This is a genomic window from Bacteroides intestinalis, from assembly GCF_003464595.1.
In the GTDB taxonomy this organism is placed as follows: domain Bacteria; phylum Bacteroidota; class Bacteroidia; order Bacteroidales; family Bacteroidaceae; genus Bacteroides; species Bacteroides intestinalis_A.
Genome location: NZ_QRZF01000010.1, coordinates 103551 through 119384, shown reverse-complemented (window position 1 = coordinate 119384; position 15834 = coordinate 103551). Strand labels below are relative to the sequence as shown.

The following is a 15834-nucleotide window of genomic DNA, read 5'->3' as shown; positions in this document are numbered from 1 at the left end:
GGTTATTTGCTGATGGGCTTTACTTTCATCCCTTCCCGTACTTTCATCAGTGCCCGGGTGACGTAGCGTTCCTGTGGCGAGAGTCCGCCGGTTATTTGCCGCAGACTGTCGTCTATCAACTGTCCCACCTCGATGTGGCGATAGCGCACCATATCGGAATCGTTCACTACATACACATATTTTCCCAATTGATCGGTCCCGATAGATGCGTCCGGTATCAGTATTGCCTGCGATTCTTTGCCGTATGGCAAGGTGATGCTGACATAAAGTCCGCTTTTCAGTAAACCTTTCGGGTTGTCCAGGCGGGCACGCAGATTCAGAGTTCCGGTGCTCAGGTCTACATTTGGTGCGAAGTAATCGAGTGTGGCAGGATACGGCTGTATGCCGTCTTCCCCCAGATTAACAGTGATTTGCCGGGGCAGTGTATCTTTCTGCTGTGCGGTTCCTTGTTGCATCAGCATGGCAAGCCACTGGTTATCAGTGATATTGAAGTATGTATATAGCAGGTCATCTTTATAGATCGTGGCAAGGGTGACAGGTTGCAAACTTCCCCCTACATAACTGCCCACATCGACTTGATTCCGGCTGACAGTCCCATCAAACGGTGCCCGGACTGTGCAGTAGCCCAGATTTGTGCGTGCCGTATTCAGTGCAGCTTCGGCGTTGCTGACTGCCGCTTGCGAAGTGGCAACATTCGATTTCGACTGTAGCACCTGTATCTGGCTTACAGCATCGCTTTTCACAGCTTCCAGCATACGGGCATAGTTGTTCTGGGCATATTCCAGATTGGCTCGGGCGGTGTTCAGTTCCGCTTCCGCCTGTTCTACATTGTCCTGGTAAATAGTGGGTTCGATGACGAACAACACCTGTCCTTTCCGAACTCTGCTTCCCGGAGCATAGGCGATGCTTTGCAGGGTTCCGTTCACCCGTGCCACCAGGTCGACGGTCTTTTCCGAACTCAGATAGCCCGGATACTCTTTAGTCAGTGTGATGTCTTTCACCACCGGACTGGCTACGCTTATCTCCGGAACGGGCATCGCTCCGCGCGCTGCTTCTTTTTTGTCCCCACATCCCGCCAGCAACGGAATCAGCGTGAGGATGATGTACATTTCATTTTTCATATATGGTTATGGTTTAGGAATTATTACTCAGTTCTCTTTATATCCTCCTCCCAGTGCCTGGTACAATGACACCAGATATAGCAGTGAACTACCCTCCGCCTGCGTCAACTGGTTTTCGTACGTCAGTAGCGAACGGAGTGCATCCAGTACATTCTGGAAAGGGCTAAGTCCCTGTTTATAAAGCTCCAGGGAGAGTTTCAGTGTCTCTTGTCCCTGATTTCGTACTTCCCGGAGGGCGACAATCTGCTTGATGGAATTCCGGTAATTATTCATTGCATTATCCGTTTCCTGCACAGCGGTGAGCACGGTTTCGTTGAAGTTATGCACTGCTTCGTCCAGTTGTGCACGTGCCTGTTTGGTGGCATTCACCAGCTTTGTTCCGCTGAAGAGTGTCCAACTGAGGGTTGGGGCAATTTCAAATGTCATGCTTTTCCGTCGGGTCAGGTCTTTCAGATCACGAGCGGCATATCCTACAGATCCTTTCAGGAATACTTGTGGTAGCCAGTCGCTTTTGCTGGCTCCCAATAGTGCGGCTTGTGCATTAACCAGTCTTTCGGCCTGGCGCACATCGGGACGACGAAGCAATAAATCGGCGGGTAATCCTACTCCAACAGGTTCCATGTAGTCGGGCAATTTCCCGATTCTTTCCAATGTGGGGCGTATTTCCTGCGGATAAGTTCCCAGCAGAATAGCCAGCGAGTTGATGTATTGGCTGATTCCGGATTCCAGTTGCGGAACAGATGCTTTAGTGCTGAAATACACTGATTTAGCCTGTGCTACATCCAGTTTCGATACAAGTCCCGTGTTGTAGCGTACTTCGGTGATGTTGAGCACTTCTTCTTGCGTCCGGCAGTTATGCATTACTACCTGCAATTCCTGTTGCAGTTCCCGCAGGTTGATGTAGGCAGAAGCTACTTGTGCACAGAGGGATACCTGTACGGAGATGTACTCTTCACGGCTGGCTTGGAATGTTTCCCGTTGCGCCTTTACCCGTTGCCGGATGCTTCCGAATATATCCAGTTCCCAACTGGCATTGAGCGACGCATCATAATAATGTGTGATGGATTGGGGCAATTCGGTGGTGTTACCACTGCTTTGCTGGCGGAGCCATCCACCATTTAAAGAAATAGAAGGGAAAAAATTACTGCGCTCCATCCTCAGGCTGGCACGTGCCTGTTCCATACGGTCTATAGCGGCAAGTACGGAATAGTTTTCGCCGGATGCTACGCTGATAAGAGAGTCCAGTACCGGGTCATTGAATGCTTTCCACCACTGGTCATCTACCGGTAATATTTGTCCGCTGAATAAGTTATCATCTGCGGATGCCGTGGTAGAATTAGCGGTTCCTGCGGAAGTAGGGACCGTTTTAGAGTTCGGAACTACCGTATTCCCCCAGCCTCGGGGCAACGGTTTTTCCAGATAACGGTTGCCATTCTGTGCCGTGACGGCAGAACATAGGCACGATAAGAGCAGCACGCTGCCCCAAGCTTTAATCTTCATAGGTTTAGGTTGTTTTTTGTGATACAGGGTTCATAACAACCTGGAGCTCTATTTGTTTAGAGAAGATTGGGGAGGTTATAATGGGGTTCTGACAGATGGATGTGGATTGGTGTGGGTGATCTATAATTGAAGAAATGAATTAAAGATTGCTGGTATCCTTTTGTTAGTTTGCTGATAATCAATTAACTGTATTTACCGACAGCTTACTGCAAGATGTAAAAGCATTTACCGCCGTATGTAACGACCTTTACCCCTTATTGTAACGGCTTTTACTTCGGTATGTAACGACCTTTACTGCAGTATGTAAATGGAGTTACCGTGCGGGGTTAACAAAGCTATCATTTGGGGTAAACAGAATTTTCATGAGAGGAAACGACTGTGCACTTATAAAGTGAAGTAAGAGATAATCCATACCCCTACAATAATGAGTTTAATTCAACGACTTCGGCAGTGTATATATAAGGACGCCCCTGCAAGCAATAAGATGTTGCTTGCAGGGGCGTCCTTATATATATACCGCCGAATATTATTCCGCAGTCTTTTTTCTTCTAGTTGGCTTTTCCTTTACCTCTTCCTTGTGTTCGATGGTTACACCAGCCAATTCCGGGTCAATCATGATACGTCCGCAATATTCGCAAACGATGATTTTCTTACGAGAACGGATATCCAGTTGTCTCTGGGGCGGGATTTTGTTGAAGCAACCGCCACAAGCGTCACGTTGTACATATACGATACCCAATCCGTTGCGAGAGTTCTTACGGATACGCTTGAAAGATTGCAGCAAGCGCGGTTCGATCTTAGTTTCAAGTTCTTTGGCTTTGTCTCTCAGCTTTTCTTCTTCCTGCTTGGTTTCAGAGATGATTTCGTCCAGTTCGTTCTTCTTAACGTCCAGGTCTTTCTGTCTTTCATCCAACGCTTCTGTGCTCTTTGCAGCTTCAGCAGATTTCTCCTGTTCCTGTGCAGCGAACTCTTTAATTCTCTTATCGCAAAGCTCCATTTCCAGAGTCTGAAATTCGATTTCTTTGCTCAGGAAGTCGTACTCACGGTTGTTGCGTACATTCTCCTGCTGTTCCTTGTATTTTGCGATAGAAGCTTTTGAAGTTTCAATCTCCACTTTCTTGGTAGCGATGGCGGATTTCAGTTCGGCTACTTCTGCCTTAATTCTGTCAATACGAGTGCTCAGACCGGCGATTTCATCTTCCAAGTCCTGTACTTCCAGCGGAAGTTCACCTCTTAAAGTCTTGATTTCATCAATCTTAGACAACATAGTCTGCAACTGGAACAGGGCTTTCAATTTCTGCTCCACGGTCAATTCCTGAGGATCTTTTTTTGCTTCTTTAGCCATTTTACTTATAAATATTTTATGGGGTTGGTATTCACTTTGCACTGTTGCAGCGCAAGGTTAGGAAACAACTCCCGGATTATTGTATAGAATATTTCTTTTGTATATTGTTCGCTTTCGTAATGTCCTATCTCTGCCAGCAGAATGTCCGTATCGTGTCCGAAGTAATCGTGATACTTGATTTCCCCGGTGATGAACACGTCTGCACCGTTGCGTATGGCAAGCGGCATCAGAAATGCTCCAGCTCCTCCACACAGTGCCACGGTCTGTATTTCACGCCCGGTCAGCTTGTTATGCTTCAGACAGCCCACTTCAAAGGTCTTCTTGATGCGTTTCAGGAACTCCAACTCCGTTTCCGGTGTTTCCAGTTCTCCGATAACTCCTGCCCCAGCCTGTGTCCAGCTATTCTGCAAAGGATATAAATCGAATGCAGGTTCCTCATACGGATGGGCATTCAGCAGAGCTTTGATAACTTCCGATTTCTTGTAGGCAGGCAATACGGTTTCTATCCGCATTTCTTTTTCCGTATGCAACTCTCCGATGCTTCCACAGAACGGGTGGCTACCCTCCTGAGCGCGGAAAGTTCCCTCTCCTTCTACATTGTAGCTGCATGCGTCGTAGTTTCCTATGCAACCGCATCCGGCTGCAAACAAAGCTTTACGAATATCTTCCGCCTGTGCTGTGGGTACAAAAGTCACCAATTTTACCAAAGCATTCTCTTTGGCTTCCAGCACGCGTACATTACTCAATCCTATTTTCTCGGCAATCTTGAAGTTCACCCCTCCCGGAGCATTGTCCAGGTTGGTATGTGCCGAGTAGATCACGATATCATTCTTGATTGCTTTCATGATACAATGCTCTACATAGTCCCTACCCGTGATGGATTTATATCCTTTGAATATCAGCGGATGATGGGATATGACAAGATTGTACCCTAACGCAATCGCTTCGTCCAGCACGGCTTCGGTGACGTCAAGACACAACAAAGCCCCTGTTGCTTCCGCTTCTGTCAATCCGATTTGCAGGCCGGCATTATCAAATCCGTCTTGCAATGGCAGAGGCGCGAACCGTTCAAGGGCGCTTACTATCTCCTTAATTCTCATTATGTGAATAGAAAATTTCGGTGCAAATATAGTAAAAATGCACTGAATAACTGTTTGTTTTACTCTTTTTTTATATATTTGTTCGGATAATTGTAAAACTCTATACCATGAAAGCATTACTTTTCTCGTTTTTTGCTTTATTATGCATTCTTTTCTCGTGCCAACCCTCACCCAAAGCCCAGGATGGCGGTGAAGAAGATGCACAAGAGGAATTTGTGGATACTACTCCGAAGGCTACAGCCATCTTCTGGATAGATAAACATAAGGAAATGCCCGGACAATCGTCAAAGAGGCCGGGGGCGGTACGTACCGTGAAAGCCAAAGTCAATATCCATTTGGCAGGACGTATAGAAGTACTTTCGTATGTGAAACCGCAGAAAGGATATATAAAAAGTTATATAAATCGCCGTCTTGAGACGTTCCGGGTAAGGAAAGTGTTGATGGATAGTGCTTATATAAAACCCGGCATCCAGTATGTGCAATTGCGTTATACTCCTGAAAAAGTAGAGCACTAACGGTTTTTCTTCTTTTCCTTTTTCTCTACCATTACCTGCAATAGTTTTCCGTTGGCATCGAACGACTTACGGGATGCCAGCGAGATGGTAATCATTAGCGAAAGCATGGATGCCGTGAAGGTTATCACCATAATCATCATCTGATATTTGATGGCGACATTCGGGCTACTGCCTCCCAGGATTTGTCCGATCATTGTGCCGGGCAGTGCCACCAGACCCATAACGGCAATATTGGCAATCAACGGACTAAAAGACTTAATGATAGCCTGTTTGATAAAAGGCGCCTGTGCTTCCGCCCTTGTGGCGCCATTGCCAAGCAGATAGCGATACAATTGCTGTTCCCGTTTCAATCCGCTGTAATAGGCATTCAGCGCAACAACATTGCTGGATAACATGTTTCCCATCAGGATACCGAATATCGGAATAAAATACTGGGCACTGAACACATTTTCCAGCCGTAATACAATGGCAATGAAGTACATGCCGATGCAGACGACACTGAATAAGAAACCTATGGAGATAGGAATAAACAGTATTTTCCGTTTCAGTTGGGTGCGTGCCAGGGCAGTTTGTGCGGCGACGAATATCATAATAATCACCCACAGGAAGTTGATCCACGGGTTATTCCACAGAAACAAGTATTTCAGGTAGATACCGATAAAGAAAAGTTGTACAATCATCCGTGCGATACCAATCACGGTAACCCACAATAGCCCTGTTCTGAATTTCCACAAGTAGAACAGCGGAATGAGCAACAGCAACAATCCAATGGCTAAACTGGTATATGATATGTCGATAGTTCCCACTTTATTAATCTCTTAGTTACAGTGTTATCATCTGGTTGCATCCTTGCGCAAATCCCTGGTCGTGAGAGACGGCGAGGATGGCACTTCCCTCCCTCATTCGTTTCCGGAAGAAAGCAAGTACTTTATCCGTAGAGTCCGAATCCAGTGCGGAAGTCGGTTCATCCACAATCAGCAGCGGCTTTTGCATCAGGGTGGCTACGGCAATCATGATACGTTGCCGTTGTCCTCCGGAGATCTCATTCACACGTTTATCGTACAATTCCTCTTCCAGCCCCAATTCATCGAAACAGGCAAATAGTTTATCCAGTGAAAAGGGGGTATTCCGATTAGCTTTCAGATTGAAAGGGAGTTGCACCATTTCCTTCACCCATTCCGATGGAAGCGCGAGTTCTTGCGGTATCCATGCCACTTGCCTGCGAATTTGGTCGATAGTTCCTTTTTCCAGTAAAATGCCGTTAACGGTGATGTTCCCTGCTTTGAGGGGTACAAATCCTAAAACTGCATTCAGCAAGGAGGTCTTTCCCCGCCCCGATTGTCCGGAAATACAGGCGATTTCCCCTTCGTGCAGTTGTAAGCAAAAACCGGAAAAAAGTGTATCTGCTCCGAAAGCGATGCATGCGTTGTCTATTTGAAGTATAGTCCTGGTCTCCATTTGAAAGCAAATATAGAAAGGAATTCTGAGAAAACGACGGATTATTGGCTGAAATCAGTATCTTTAAATAAGATAAGCTGCATTTTGGCATAACTTTTTCATGCAAGCATGAAAGTTCTGCACTCAATTTGCATTATCTTTGCTATCAGTTTTTAATAAAAGTGAGAATTATGATACAGAACGAACGTGCAAGCCGCCACGAACATGTGTTGGACGTGGCAAGGCAGATGATGACTGCTGCCCGTACCGCTCCGAAGGGAAAAGGTGTAGATATAATTGAAATAGCTATGGTCACCGGAGACGATTTAAAAGTACTGTCGGACAAGATGGTTGCCATGGTGGAAGAACACGGAATGAAGTTCTTTTTGCGGGATGCCGCCAACATTTTGCAGGCTGAATGTGTAATTATAATAGGTACGCGCGAGCAGGTGCAAGGATTGAACTGCGGCCATTGTGGTTATCCCACTTGTGCGGGACGCCCCGAAGGTGTGCCTTGTGCCGTGAATTCGGTCGATGTAGGTATAGCTATCGGTTCGGCTTGTGCCACGGCAGCCGATTTGCGCGTGGATACCCGTGTGATGTTTTCTGCCGGACTTGCTGCGCAGCAATTGGAGTGGTTGCCGGGATGCAGATCCGTGTATGCTATTCCGGTCAGTGCTTCGACCAAGAATCCGTTCTTTGACCGCAAGCCGAAAGAAGAAAAGAAAGAATGATAAATATGAGTGATACGTTCAATGCTGTTTTACTTGCCGAATGGGCGCCGCAAAGCGGAATACAGCTGACTTGGCCCCATGCCGGAACTGACTGGGCACATATGCTTACGGAAGTACAAGCCTGCTTTGCCGCTATCGCACGCGAAATAGCCCAACGGGAATTGCTTCTGATTGTAACTCCCGAACCGGAGGAGGTCAAAAAGCAGATTTCAGCTACCGTCAATATGCAGAATGTCCGTTTCATGGAGTGTGAAACGAATGATACCTGGGCGCGTGATCATGGTGCAATTACCATGTTGGATTCAGAAGGCGCTTCGCTTCTTGATTTCATGTTCAATGGCTGGGGGCTGAAATTCGCTTCGGATAAAGACAATCTGATTACTCGTCAGGCTGTGGAAGCCGGTTTCCTGAATGGGCGGTATGTTAATCGTCTGGGGTTTGTTCTGGAAGGTGGTTCCATTGAGAGCGACGGTTTGGGAACATTGCTCACCACGTCCGAGTGTTTGCTTTCTCCCAATCGTAACGGACAGATGAGTCGCGATGAAATCGAAGAATATCTCTGTTCTGTATTTCATCTGAAACAGGTACTTTGGCTCGATCATGGGTATTTGGCAGGAGATGATACAGATAGTCATGTCGATACGCTCGCTCGTCTTTGCTCACCGGATACTATTGCCTATGTGCAATGCACCGATACGCAGGATGAACATTACGAAGCTCTCCATCAAATGGAAGAGCAACTGAAAACCTTCCGTACTTTGAATGGAAACCCCTACCGCCTGTTGGCATTGCCTATGGTGGACAAGATTGAGGAAGAGGGTGAACGTCTCCCCGCAACGTATGCCAATTTCTTGATAATGAATGATGCGGTGCTTTATCCTACTTATCGTCAGCCGGAGAATGACCAATGTGCTAAAGAAGTGCTTCAAGCAGCTTTCCCTCATCACGAGATAGTGGGCGTGGATTGCTGTGCATTGATAAAGCAACATGGCTCGTTGCATTGCGTGACGATGCAATATCCAGTGGGAATTATAGCCTGAAAGGCTAAAATTATATGGCGTAGGGCAACGCCCTACGTAGTAAATGAATCGCTAACCTAAGCCCTGAAAGGGCGAAATAGAATATTGATCTGATACTAATTAGTGAAATATTAAAATTAGAAAGATATGAGAAAAATAAAAGTCGGAATTATTCAGCAAGCCAATACAGCAGATCTTCGTACGAACTTGATGAATCTGGCTAAAAGCATAGAAGCCTGTGCTGCACATGGTGCGCAACTGGTTGTATTACAGGAACTACACAACTCCCTGTATTTCTGTCAGACTGAAAACACACAACTGTTTGATCTGGCGGAAACCATTCCCGGCCCTTCCACCGGATTTTACTCCGAACTGGCCGCTGCCAATAAAATCGTATTGGTGACCTCCCTATTTGAGAAACGTGCTCCGGGACTCTATCATAACACCGCCGTCGTTTTTGATCGTGACGGGAGCATTGCCGGAAAGTATCGCAAGATGCATATCCCCGACGATCCGGCCTATTATGAAAAGTTCTACTTCACCCCCGGAGATATAGGTTTCGAACCTATCCAAACCTCTCTCGGAAAACTGGGCGTACTTGTTTGCTGGGATCAGTGGTATCCCGAAGCTGCCCGCCTGATGGCATTGAAAGGTGCCGAATTATTAATCTACCCCACTGCCATCGGTTGGGAAAGCAGTGATGCCGATGATGAAAAGGCACGCCAGCTCAATGCCTGGATTATCTCCCAGCGTGCTCATGCCGTAGCCAACGGACTTCCTGTTATCTCCGTTAACCGTGTCGGTCACGAACCCGATCCGTCCATGCAGACAAATGGCATCCAATTCTGGGGAAATAGTTTTGTAGTAGGTCCGCAAGGAGAATTCCTTGCACAAGCCGGAAACGACCGTCCGGAAAATATAGTAGTGGAAATAGATATGGAACGCTCGGAAAATGTACGCCGTTGGTGGCCTTTCCTGCGCGACCGTCGTATCGATGAATACGGTGGATTGACGAAACGCTTTATTGATTAAAATGCAATTTGATAAAAGCGCAGCAAAACGCAGTTTGATAAAACGTTAACGGAATGTGATTCTCCTGTTCATTATAAAATTCACGCCTCCGTAGATAAACAGTCCCAGGAACTGAGCCAGGTATTCATCACAATTCAGTGCCTCGACCAACACTACCAGAAATAGGAATTGCGCCAGATACGCCATTCCGAAAGCGATGGAAAAGAGCAACACCTGCCTCCAGGTGTTGCTCTTCTTTTCTTTATCATCCAAAGGGAATATCCAGTGCTTGCACCAGATAAAATTATGAGTCTGCGCAATGATGTAAGCAGTTATGTTAGAGAGCATATAGTCGATGTCCAGTTCATCCATCATCAGCCAGATGACTGCTGCTATAATCAGGGCATTCAGCGTACCGATTACCGCAAAACGGAAGATGCGTCTCGACTCTCTCACAACAAACTAACCTACTCTTACTCTTTGATATCTACGATCAGATTCAGTTCATCCAACTGAGACGGATCAAGTGCTGCGGGAGCATCCAGCATCACGTCGCGTCCACTGTTATTCTTCGGGAATGCGATGCAATCACGAATACTATCCAATCCGGCAAAGAGAGATACCCAACGATCAAGACCATATGCCAGACCACCATGAGGAGGTGCACCGTATTTGAATGCATTCATCAGGAAGCCGAATTGTTCTTCTGCTTTTTCAGGAGTGAATCCCAGGATTTCGAACATCTTTGCCTGCAACTTCGGATCGTGGATACGGATTGAACCGCCACCGACTTCCACACCATTGATTACCATATCATAAGCATCGGCACGTACTGCTGCCGGATCAGTATCCAGTAAATCAATGTCCTCGTCTTTCGGATGGGTAAACGGATGGTGCATAGCCATCAAGCGGTTTTCTTGCTCACTCCATTCAAACATCGGGAAGTCTACCACCCACAGGCATGCGAATGTGTTCTTATCACGCAATCCCAGTTGGCTACCCATTTCCAGACGAAGCTCGCAAAGTTGCTTGCGCGTCTTCATGGTGTCGTCACCACTCAAAATCAGAATCAAGTCACCCGGTTGGGCACCGAAAGCTTCTTTCACCTGTTGCAGTACTTCCTGCGTATAGAATTTGTCAACACTTGATTTTACATTTCCGTCTTCCTCTACACGGGCGTAAACCATACCTTTTGCACCAATCTGCGGTCTCTTCACAAATTCCGTCAGTGCATCCAGTTGTTTGCGGGTGTAGTGTGCAGCACCTTCGGCACAGATACCACCGATGTATTCGGCGCTATCAAATACAGAGAAACCATGACCTTTCAGTATATCCATCAGCTCCACGAACTTCATACCGAAACGCAAGTCGGGTTTGTCGCTACCATAATATTTCATGGCGTCCGCCCATGCCATACGCTGGAACTGACCTTCCAATTCCACACCGCGGATTTCTTTGAACAGATATTTCGTCATACCTTCAAACAGGTTGATGATGTCGTCCTGTTCTACGAAAGACATTTCGCAGTCTATCTGAGTAAATTCCGGCTGACGGTCGGCACGAAGGTCCTCGTCACGGAAACACTTGGCAATCTGGAAGTAACGGTCGAAACCGGATACCATTAACAATTGCTTCAAGGTCTGCGGGCTTTGCGGCAAAGCGTAAAACTGTCCCGGATTCATGCGTGAGGGCACCACGAAGTCGCGTGCGCCTTCCGGAGTAGAGCCTACCAGTACAGGAGTTTCCACTTCGATGAAACCCTGGCTGTCCAGATAGCGGCGTACCTCAATGGTCATTCTATGGCGGAGTTCCAGATTTCTGCGTACCGATGGACGGCGCAAATCCAGATAACGGTATTTCATGCGGATATCGTCGCCACCATCCGTATTATCTTCGATGGTGAACGGAGGTGTCAGGGCTGCATTCAGCACATTCAGTTCCGATACGATGATTTCAATATCTCCGGTCGGGATATTGGCATTCTTGCTGAAGCGTTCGTTCACCGTTCCTGTAATCTGAATGACGAATTCGCGTCCCAGGCGGTTGGCGTTCTCGCAAAGTGCGGCGTCCACCTCTTCGTTAAAAACTAACTGGGTGATACCGTAACGGTCGCGGAGGTCAATGAATGTCATACCTCCCATTTTACGGCTGCGCTGCACCCAACCTGCCAGCGTTACTTGCTTATTGACATCGGAGATACGAAGTTCTCCGCAGGTGTGTGATCTAAACATGTTGATATTTACAATTTACAATTTACAATTTACAATTTGGCTGCGCTGTCGGGGCACACGCTTAATTGCTAATGACGCGCAAAAATACAGATTTATTTTATAAAAAACTCAGATTTTCGTTAACTTCTTAATCTGCTCTTTACTCTTATCCAATATCATCTTATTCTTATGCACAATCTCCTCATTGATCTGCTTCAGGCCATTTATATAATCCTGTGCCCGTTGCAATACATTCGAAGAGTCTTTTTCGGCATACCGGGGGATGATAACCTGCAATCCTTCTTTGATTACCTTTACGTCAATGTTTTCTCCCATCATCATCGGGTCCCCGTCAAAGTGCACTACCCCCGGTTTGGTACGGTGGATGCGCAGCGTCTGGCAGCGGAAAGTTTTGATGCGGCTATTTTGGTCTATAGTCTTATTAAATAGTTGGAAAGACAGGGAGGGCACATCCAGCACCGTGAAAGGTTCAAGGATGGTCACGTCCAGTAATCCGTCCGTCAGCATGGCCTGTGGAGCTATGTACGCATTGTTTCCATATTGCGAAGCATTGCCGCAGGCTATCAGGAAAGCCTTATACTTTAAAGTACCGTCTTCCGTTTCCAGTTCGTAAGTTTCGGGCTGATACTTCAGGCTCTCCAGCAGAGTCTTTTCTAAATAGGTAAGAGGGCCTCTCCTGCCCGCCTTTGCAAACTTCAGGCTGACAAAAGCATCAAAACCCACACCGCAGGTACAGAAGAAAGGCACTTCATTGATTTTTCCGTAATCGATGACGTCTATAATTCCTTTGTTGATGATTTCTATCGCCTTTTTGGGCTCCATCGAAATTTGCAGATGGCGTGCCAGTCCGTTTCCCGAACCACACGGAATGATGCCCAATGCAGTTTTTGTATGCACCAGCGAACGGGCTATTTCGTTAATCGTACCGTCACCACCAATAGCGACTACAGCGTGCACATTTTCCTTTGCTTTTTGTGCAGCAATTTCAACAGCATGTCCGGCATATTCGGTATAGATTACCTCTTGGGCATACTTTGCCTTATCCAGCTTTTCATCGAGCAAATGGAGGATTTGCTCTTTGCTCTGCGTACCGGATTTCGGATTTATAATGAATGATATTTTCTTTTTTTCTTCGTCCATGCAAGGGTTGTTTCACTATGCAATTTTATAAATGGCAAAAGTAATACAAATACTTGAATTTTTAACCATAGAGTGGGCTTTAATCCATGGGCAAATATATTTTTTAGTAAAAAAAGAACAGATAAGCACATATTTTGCTATCTTTGCCCCCTGTTTTCAAAAGGCTTGTAATTAAGAGTTAAATATTTCATATTATATAATAAACATTTCATGGGATTACTACAAGACAAATTGGCGAAATACGACCTGCCACAGCAATATATGGCAATGGGCGTATACCCCTATTTCCGCACAATTGACAGCCATCAGGATACTGAGGTGTTGATGGATGGTAAAAAAGTCCTGATGTTCGGTTCGAATGCTTATACGGGACTGACTTACGATAAAAGAATAATAGAAGCCGCAAAAGCTGCCACAGATAAATACGGTACAGGTTGTGCAGGTTCCCGTTTATTAAATGGAACTCTTGATATACATGTAGAGTTGGAAAAAGAACTGGCTGAGTTTGTCGGAAAAGACGATGCACTCTGTTTTTCCACCGGATTTACTGTAAATGAGGGTGTTATTCCGCAATTGACGGGACGTAACGATTACATTATCTGTGACGACCGCGTGCACGCTTCCATCGTAGATGGCCGCCGCCTCTCCTTTTCTACTCAATTAAAGTATAAACATAACGATATGGCCGATCTGGAAAAAGAACTCCAGAAATGCGAGCCGGATGCTATCAAACTGATCGTGGTGGATAGCGTTTTCTCTATGGAAGGCGACCTTGCCAACCTCCCCGAAATCGTACGTTTGAAGAAAAAATACAATGCCAGCATCATGGTGGACGAAGCACACGGATTGGGTGTATTCGGAAAACAGGGACGCGGTGTTTGCGATCATTTCGGTGTGACGGATGATATCGACCTGATTATGGGTACGTTCAGCAAGTCACTAGCTTCTATCGGTGGTTTCGTTGCCGGAGATGCTTCGGTAATCAACTGGTTGCGCCACAATGCCCGTTCTTATATATTCCAGGCAAGTAACACGCCTGCTGCTACGGCTGCTGCCCGTGAAGCTCTTCACATCATTATGAACGAACCGGAACGTCAGCAACGTTTGTGGGACATCACCAACTATGCATTGAAGAAATTCCGTGATGCCGGTTTCGAAATCGGTGAAACTGAATCCCCTATCATTCCGTTGTATGTGCGTGATGCAGAAAAGACATTTATCGTAACTAAGATGGCGTTTGACGAAGGCATCTTCATCAATCCGGTTATTCCGCCCGCTTGTGCACCGCAAGATACGCTGGTACGCGTAGCATTGATGGCTACTCACACCAAAGAGCAGGTAGACTATGCTGTTGAGAAGTTGACGAAATGTTTCCGTGAACTCGGAGTGATTGAATAAGGATTTTCCAGAAATCAGATAAAATGAAAAGAGACTGTCTTCAAAAGGCAGTCTCTTTTTTTGTATCTTTGCCATCTGAAAATATTAACTTAATACTAAGAAACAAATGTCTAATACCCCCTCAGCAGCATTTTCGGATACCAAGGCGCATTACGATCTTCTGGACGGACTTCGTGGTGTAGCGGCCCTTATGGTGATATGGTATCATATATTCGAAGGCTATGCTTTTGCAAGCGATACCATGATTACAACGTTCAATCATGGATATTTAGCCGTGGATTTTTTCTTTATCCTTTCAGGTTTCGTTATCGGCTATGCCTATGATGACCGTTGGGGTAAGAGTCTTACAATGAAAGATTTCTTTAAGCGTCGTTTGATACGTCTCCATCCTATGGTGATAATGGGGGCTGTTCTGGGTGCTATTACATTCTGTATTCAGGGTTCCGTGCAATGGGATGGAACACATATCGGTATCTCCATGATAATGCTGTCTCTGCTCTGCACGATATTCTTTATTCCCGCAATGCCGGGCGTAGGTTATGAAGTTCGTGGCAACGGTGAGATGTTTCCGTTGAACGGGCCTTGCTGGTCGTTGTTCTTCGAGTATATAGGTAATATTCTTTATGCCTTGTTTATCCGTCGCTTATCCAATAAGGCGCTGACTGTGCTCGTTGTATTGTTGGGAGTGGCATTGGCGCTATTCGCAGTCTTCGATGTTTCTGGTTATGGAAATATAGGTGTGGGCTGGACGTTGGACGGTGTAAATTTTGGTGGCGGATTATTGAGAATGTTGTTCCCGTTTTCTGTGGGTATGCTTATGTCGCGTAACTTCAAGCCTATGAAGGTGAAAGGTGCGTTCTGGATATGTACCATTGTATTGATTGCTTTGTTCTCAGTGCCCTATCTGGAAGGTGCGGAGCCGATTTGTACAAATGGTGCTTATGAAGCATTTTGTATTATCGTAGCTTTCCCCACCCTTGTATGGATAGGAGCATCGGGAACTACTACGGATAAAAAGTCAACTCAGATATGTAAGTTCCTGGGAGATATCTCTTATCCGATTTATGTGATACATTATCCGTTCATGTATCTGTTCTATGCATGGCTGATTAAAAATCAACTCTTTACTTTGGGAGAGACCTGGCAGGTTGCTTTATGCGTTTATGCCTTGAATGTAGTGTTGGCTTACCTGTGCTTGAAACTGTATGATGAGCCTATACGAAAATATTTGGCTAAACGGTTTTTAAAGAAGAAGTGAAACTTCAGTCTTCCTTATCTTTTTA

At 46.0% G+C, this 15834-nt stretch carries 15 protein-coding genes; 6 read left to right on the top strand and 9 right to left on the bottom strand.

Going from position 1 to position 15834, the window contains the following annotated elements:
- Positions 1-2 precede the first annotated feature (2 nt).
- From DWW10_RS15290 to DWW10_RS15275, 4 genes are all read right to left on the bottom strand, one after another.
- A complete protein-coding gene (locus DWW10_RS15290; protein ID WP_022391450.1) occupies positions 3-1121 on the bottom strand; it encodes an efflux RND transporter periplasmic adaptor subunit in 1119 nt (372 codons plus the stop codon).
- Positions 1122-1148: 27 nt separating this feature from the next.
- Entirely contained in the window at positions 1149-2621 is a 1473-nt protein-coding gene (locus DWW10_RS15285; RefSeq protein ID WP_022391449.1) for an efflux transporter outer membrane subunit, read from the bottom strand.
- A gap of 526 nt (positions 2622-3147) precedes the next feature.
- The gene (locus DWW10_RS15280) at positions 3148-3966 is read right to left on the bottom strand and encodes a zinc ribbon domain-containing protein (RefSeq protein ID WP_007214220.1); all 819 of its coding nucleotides are present in this window, start codon (positions 3964-3966) and stop codon (positions 3148-3150) included.
- Between the two features lie 5 nt (positions 3967-3971).
- Positions 3972-5066, bottom strand: a complete 1095-nt coding sequence (locus DWW10_RS15275; protein ID WP_022391575.1) for a Nif3-like dinuclear metal center hexameric protein — start codon at positions 5064-5066, stop codon at positions 3972-3974.
- A 107-nt stretch (positions 5067-5173) separates the two neighbouring features.
- Between DWW10_RS15275 and DWW10_RS15270 the strand changes: the two genes are divergently transcribed.
- Complete coding sequence (locus DWW10_RS15270; RefSeq protein WP_022391574.1) at positions 5174-5581, top strand: DUF4891 domain-containing protein; 408 nt, start codon at positions 5174-5176, stop codon at positions 5579-5581.
- Here the strand turns inward: DWW10_RS15270 and DWW10_RS15265 are convergent.
- Together DWW10_RS15265 and DWW10_RS15260 are read right to left on the bottom strand one after the other, a co-directional pair.
- A complete protein-coding gene (locus DWW10_RS15265) occupies positions 5578-6387 on the bottom strand; it encodes an ABC transporter permease (protein WP_022210432.1) in 810 nt (269 codons plus the stop codon). The genes DWW10_RS15270 and DWW10_RS15265 overlap by 4 nt on opposite strands.
- 16 nt (positions 6388-6403) lie before the next feature.
- Positions 6404-7024 carry an ABC transporter ATP-binding protein gene (locus tag DWW10_RS15260; protein WP_118421861.1) on the bottom strand — a complete coding sequence of 207 codons (621 nt, stop codon included), beginning with the start codon at positions 7022-7024 and terminating at the stop codon, positions 6404-6406.
- A gap of 185 nt (positions 7025-7209) precedes the next feature.
- On the opposite strand from DWW10_RS15260, the gene DWW10_RS15255 reads away from it, so the two are divergent.
- The 3 genes from DWW10_RS15255 to DWW10_RS15245 all read left to right on the top strand — a co-directional run bounded on the left by DWW10_RS15255 (position 7210) and on the right by DWW10_RS15245 (position 9803).
- Entirely contained in the window at positions 7210-7752 is a 543-nt protein-coding gene (locus DWW10_RS15255; protein ID WP_022391572.1) for a ferredoxin domain-containing protein, read from the top strand.
- Positions 7749-8792: an agmatine deiminase family protein gene (locus tag DWW10_RS15250; protein WP_118421761.1), complete on the top strand. Its 1044-nt coding sequence runs from the start codon at positions 7749-7751 to the stop codon at positions 8790-8792. Before DWW10_RS15255 ends, DWW10_RS15250 begins: the two co-directional genes overlap by 4 nt.
- A 126-nt stretch (positions 8793-8918) precedes the next feature.
- Entirely contained in the window at positions 8919-9803 is an 885-nt protein-coding gene (locus DWW10_RS15245) for a carbon-nitrogen hydrolase (protein ID WP_118421760.1), read from the top strand.
- A 45-nt stretch (positions 9804-9848) separates the two neighbouring features.
- On the opposite strand, the gene DWW10_RS15240 is transcribed toward DWW10_RS15245, so the two are convergent.
- From DWW10_RS15240 to DWW10_RS15230, 3 genes are all read right to left on the bottom strand, one after another.
- Positions 9849-10238 (bottom strand): GtrA family protein, encoded by a 390-nt coding sequence (locus tag DWW10_RS15240; protein WP_022391719.1) that lies wholly within the window; start codon positions 10236-10238, stop codon positions 9849-9851.
- A 17-nt stretch (positions 10239-10255) separates the two neighbouring features.
- Positions 10256-12013 carry an aspartate--tRNA ligase gene (gene aspS, locus DWW10_RS15235; RefSeq protein ID WP_118421759.1) on the bottom strand — a complete coding sequence of 586 codons (1758 nt, stop codon included), beginning with the start codon at positions 12011-12013 and terminating at the stop codon, positions 10256-10258.
- A gap of 108 nt (positions 12014-12121) precedes the next feature.
- On the bottom strand, positions 12122-13153 hold the full coding sequence (locus tag DWW10_RS15230; protein WP_022391717.1) for a diacylglycerol/lipid kinase family protein: 1032 nt from the start codon (positions 13151-13153) through the stop codon (positions 12122-12124).
- 210 nt (positions 13154-13363) lie between these two features.
- On the opposite strand from DWW10_RS15230, the gene spt reads away from it, so the two are divergent.
- Together spt and DWW10_RS15220 are read left to right on the top strand one after the other, a co-directional pair.
- Positions 13364-14551 carry a serine palmitoyltransferase gene (gene spt / locus DWW10_RS15225; protein WP_007214203.1) on the top strand — a complete coding sequence of 396 codons (1188 nt, stop codon included), beginning with the start codon at positions 13364-13366 and terminating at the stop codon, positions 14549-14551.
- 106 nt (positions 14552-14657) lie between these two features.
- Positions 14658-15809, top strand: a complete 1152-nt coding sequence (locus tag DWW10_RS15220) for an acyltransferase family protein (protein WP_007218541.1) — start codon at positions 14658-14660, stop codon at positions 15807-15809.
- The last annotated feature ends 25 nt before the right edge of the window (positions 15810-15834 follow it).

Excerpts from the sequence above, each read along its gene's own strand:
- DWW10_RS15275 (WP_022391575.1), bottom strand. The coding sequence starts at position 5,066 with ATGAGAATTAAGGAGATAGTAAGCGCCCTTGAACGGTTCGCGCCTCTG.
- DWW10_RS15290 (WP_022391450.1), bottom strand. The coding sequence starts at position 1,121 with ATGAAAAATGAAATGTACATCATCCTCACGCTGATTCCGTTGCTGGCG.
- DWW10_RS15250 (WP_118421761.1), top strand. The coding sequence starts at position 7,749 with ATGATAAATATGAGTGATACGTTCAATGCTGTTTTACTTGCCGAATGG.
- DWW10_RS15230 (WP_022391717.1), bottom strand. The coding sequence starts at position 13,153 with ATGGACGAAGAAAAAAAGAAAATATCATTCATTATAAATCCGAAATCC.
- DWW10_RS15270 (WP_022391574.1), top strand. The coding sequence starts at position 5,174 with ATGAAAGCATTACTTTTCTCGTTTTTTGCTTTATTATGCATTCTTTTC.
- aspS (WP_118421759.1), bottom strand. The coding sequence starts at position 12,013 with ATGTTTAGATCACACACCTGCGGAGAACTTCGTATCTCCGATGTCAAT.
- DWW10_RS15285 (WP_022391449.1), bottom strand. The coding sequence starts at position 2,621 with ATGAAGATTAAAGCTTGGGGCAGCGTGCTGCTCTTATCGTGCCTATGT.
- DWW10_RS15280 (WP_007214220.1), bottom strand. The coding sequence starts at position 3,966 with ATGGCTAAAGAAGCAAAAAAAGATCCTCAGGAATTGACCGTGGAGCAG.
- spt (WP_007214203.1), top strand. The coding sequence starts at position 13,364 with ATGGGATTACTACAAGACAAATTGGCGAAATACGACCTGCCACAGCAA.
- DWW10_RS15220 (WP_007218541.1), top strand. The coding sequence starts at position 14,658 with ATGTCTAATACCCCCTCAGCAGCATTTTCGGATACCAAGGCGCATTAC.
- DWW10_RS15245 (WP_118421760.1), top strand. The coding sequence starts at position 8,919 with ATGAGAAAAATAAAAGTCGGAATTATTCAGCAAGCCAATACAGCAGAT.
- DWW10_RS15255 (WP_022391572.1), top strand. The coding sequence starts at position 7,210 with ATGATACAGAACGAACGTGCAAGCCGCCACGAACATGTGTTGGACGTG.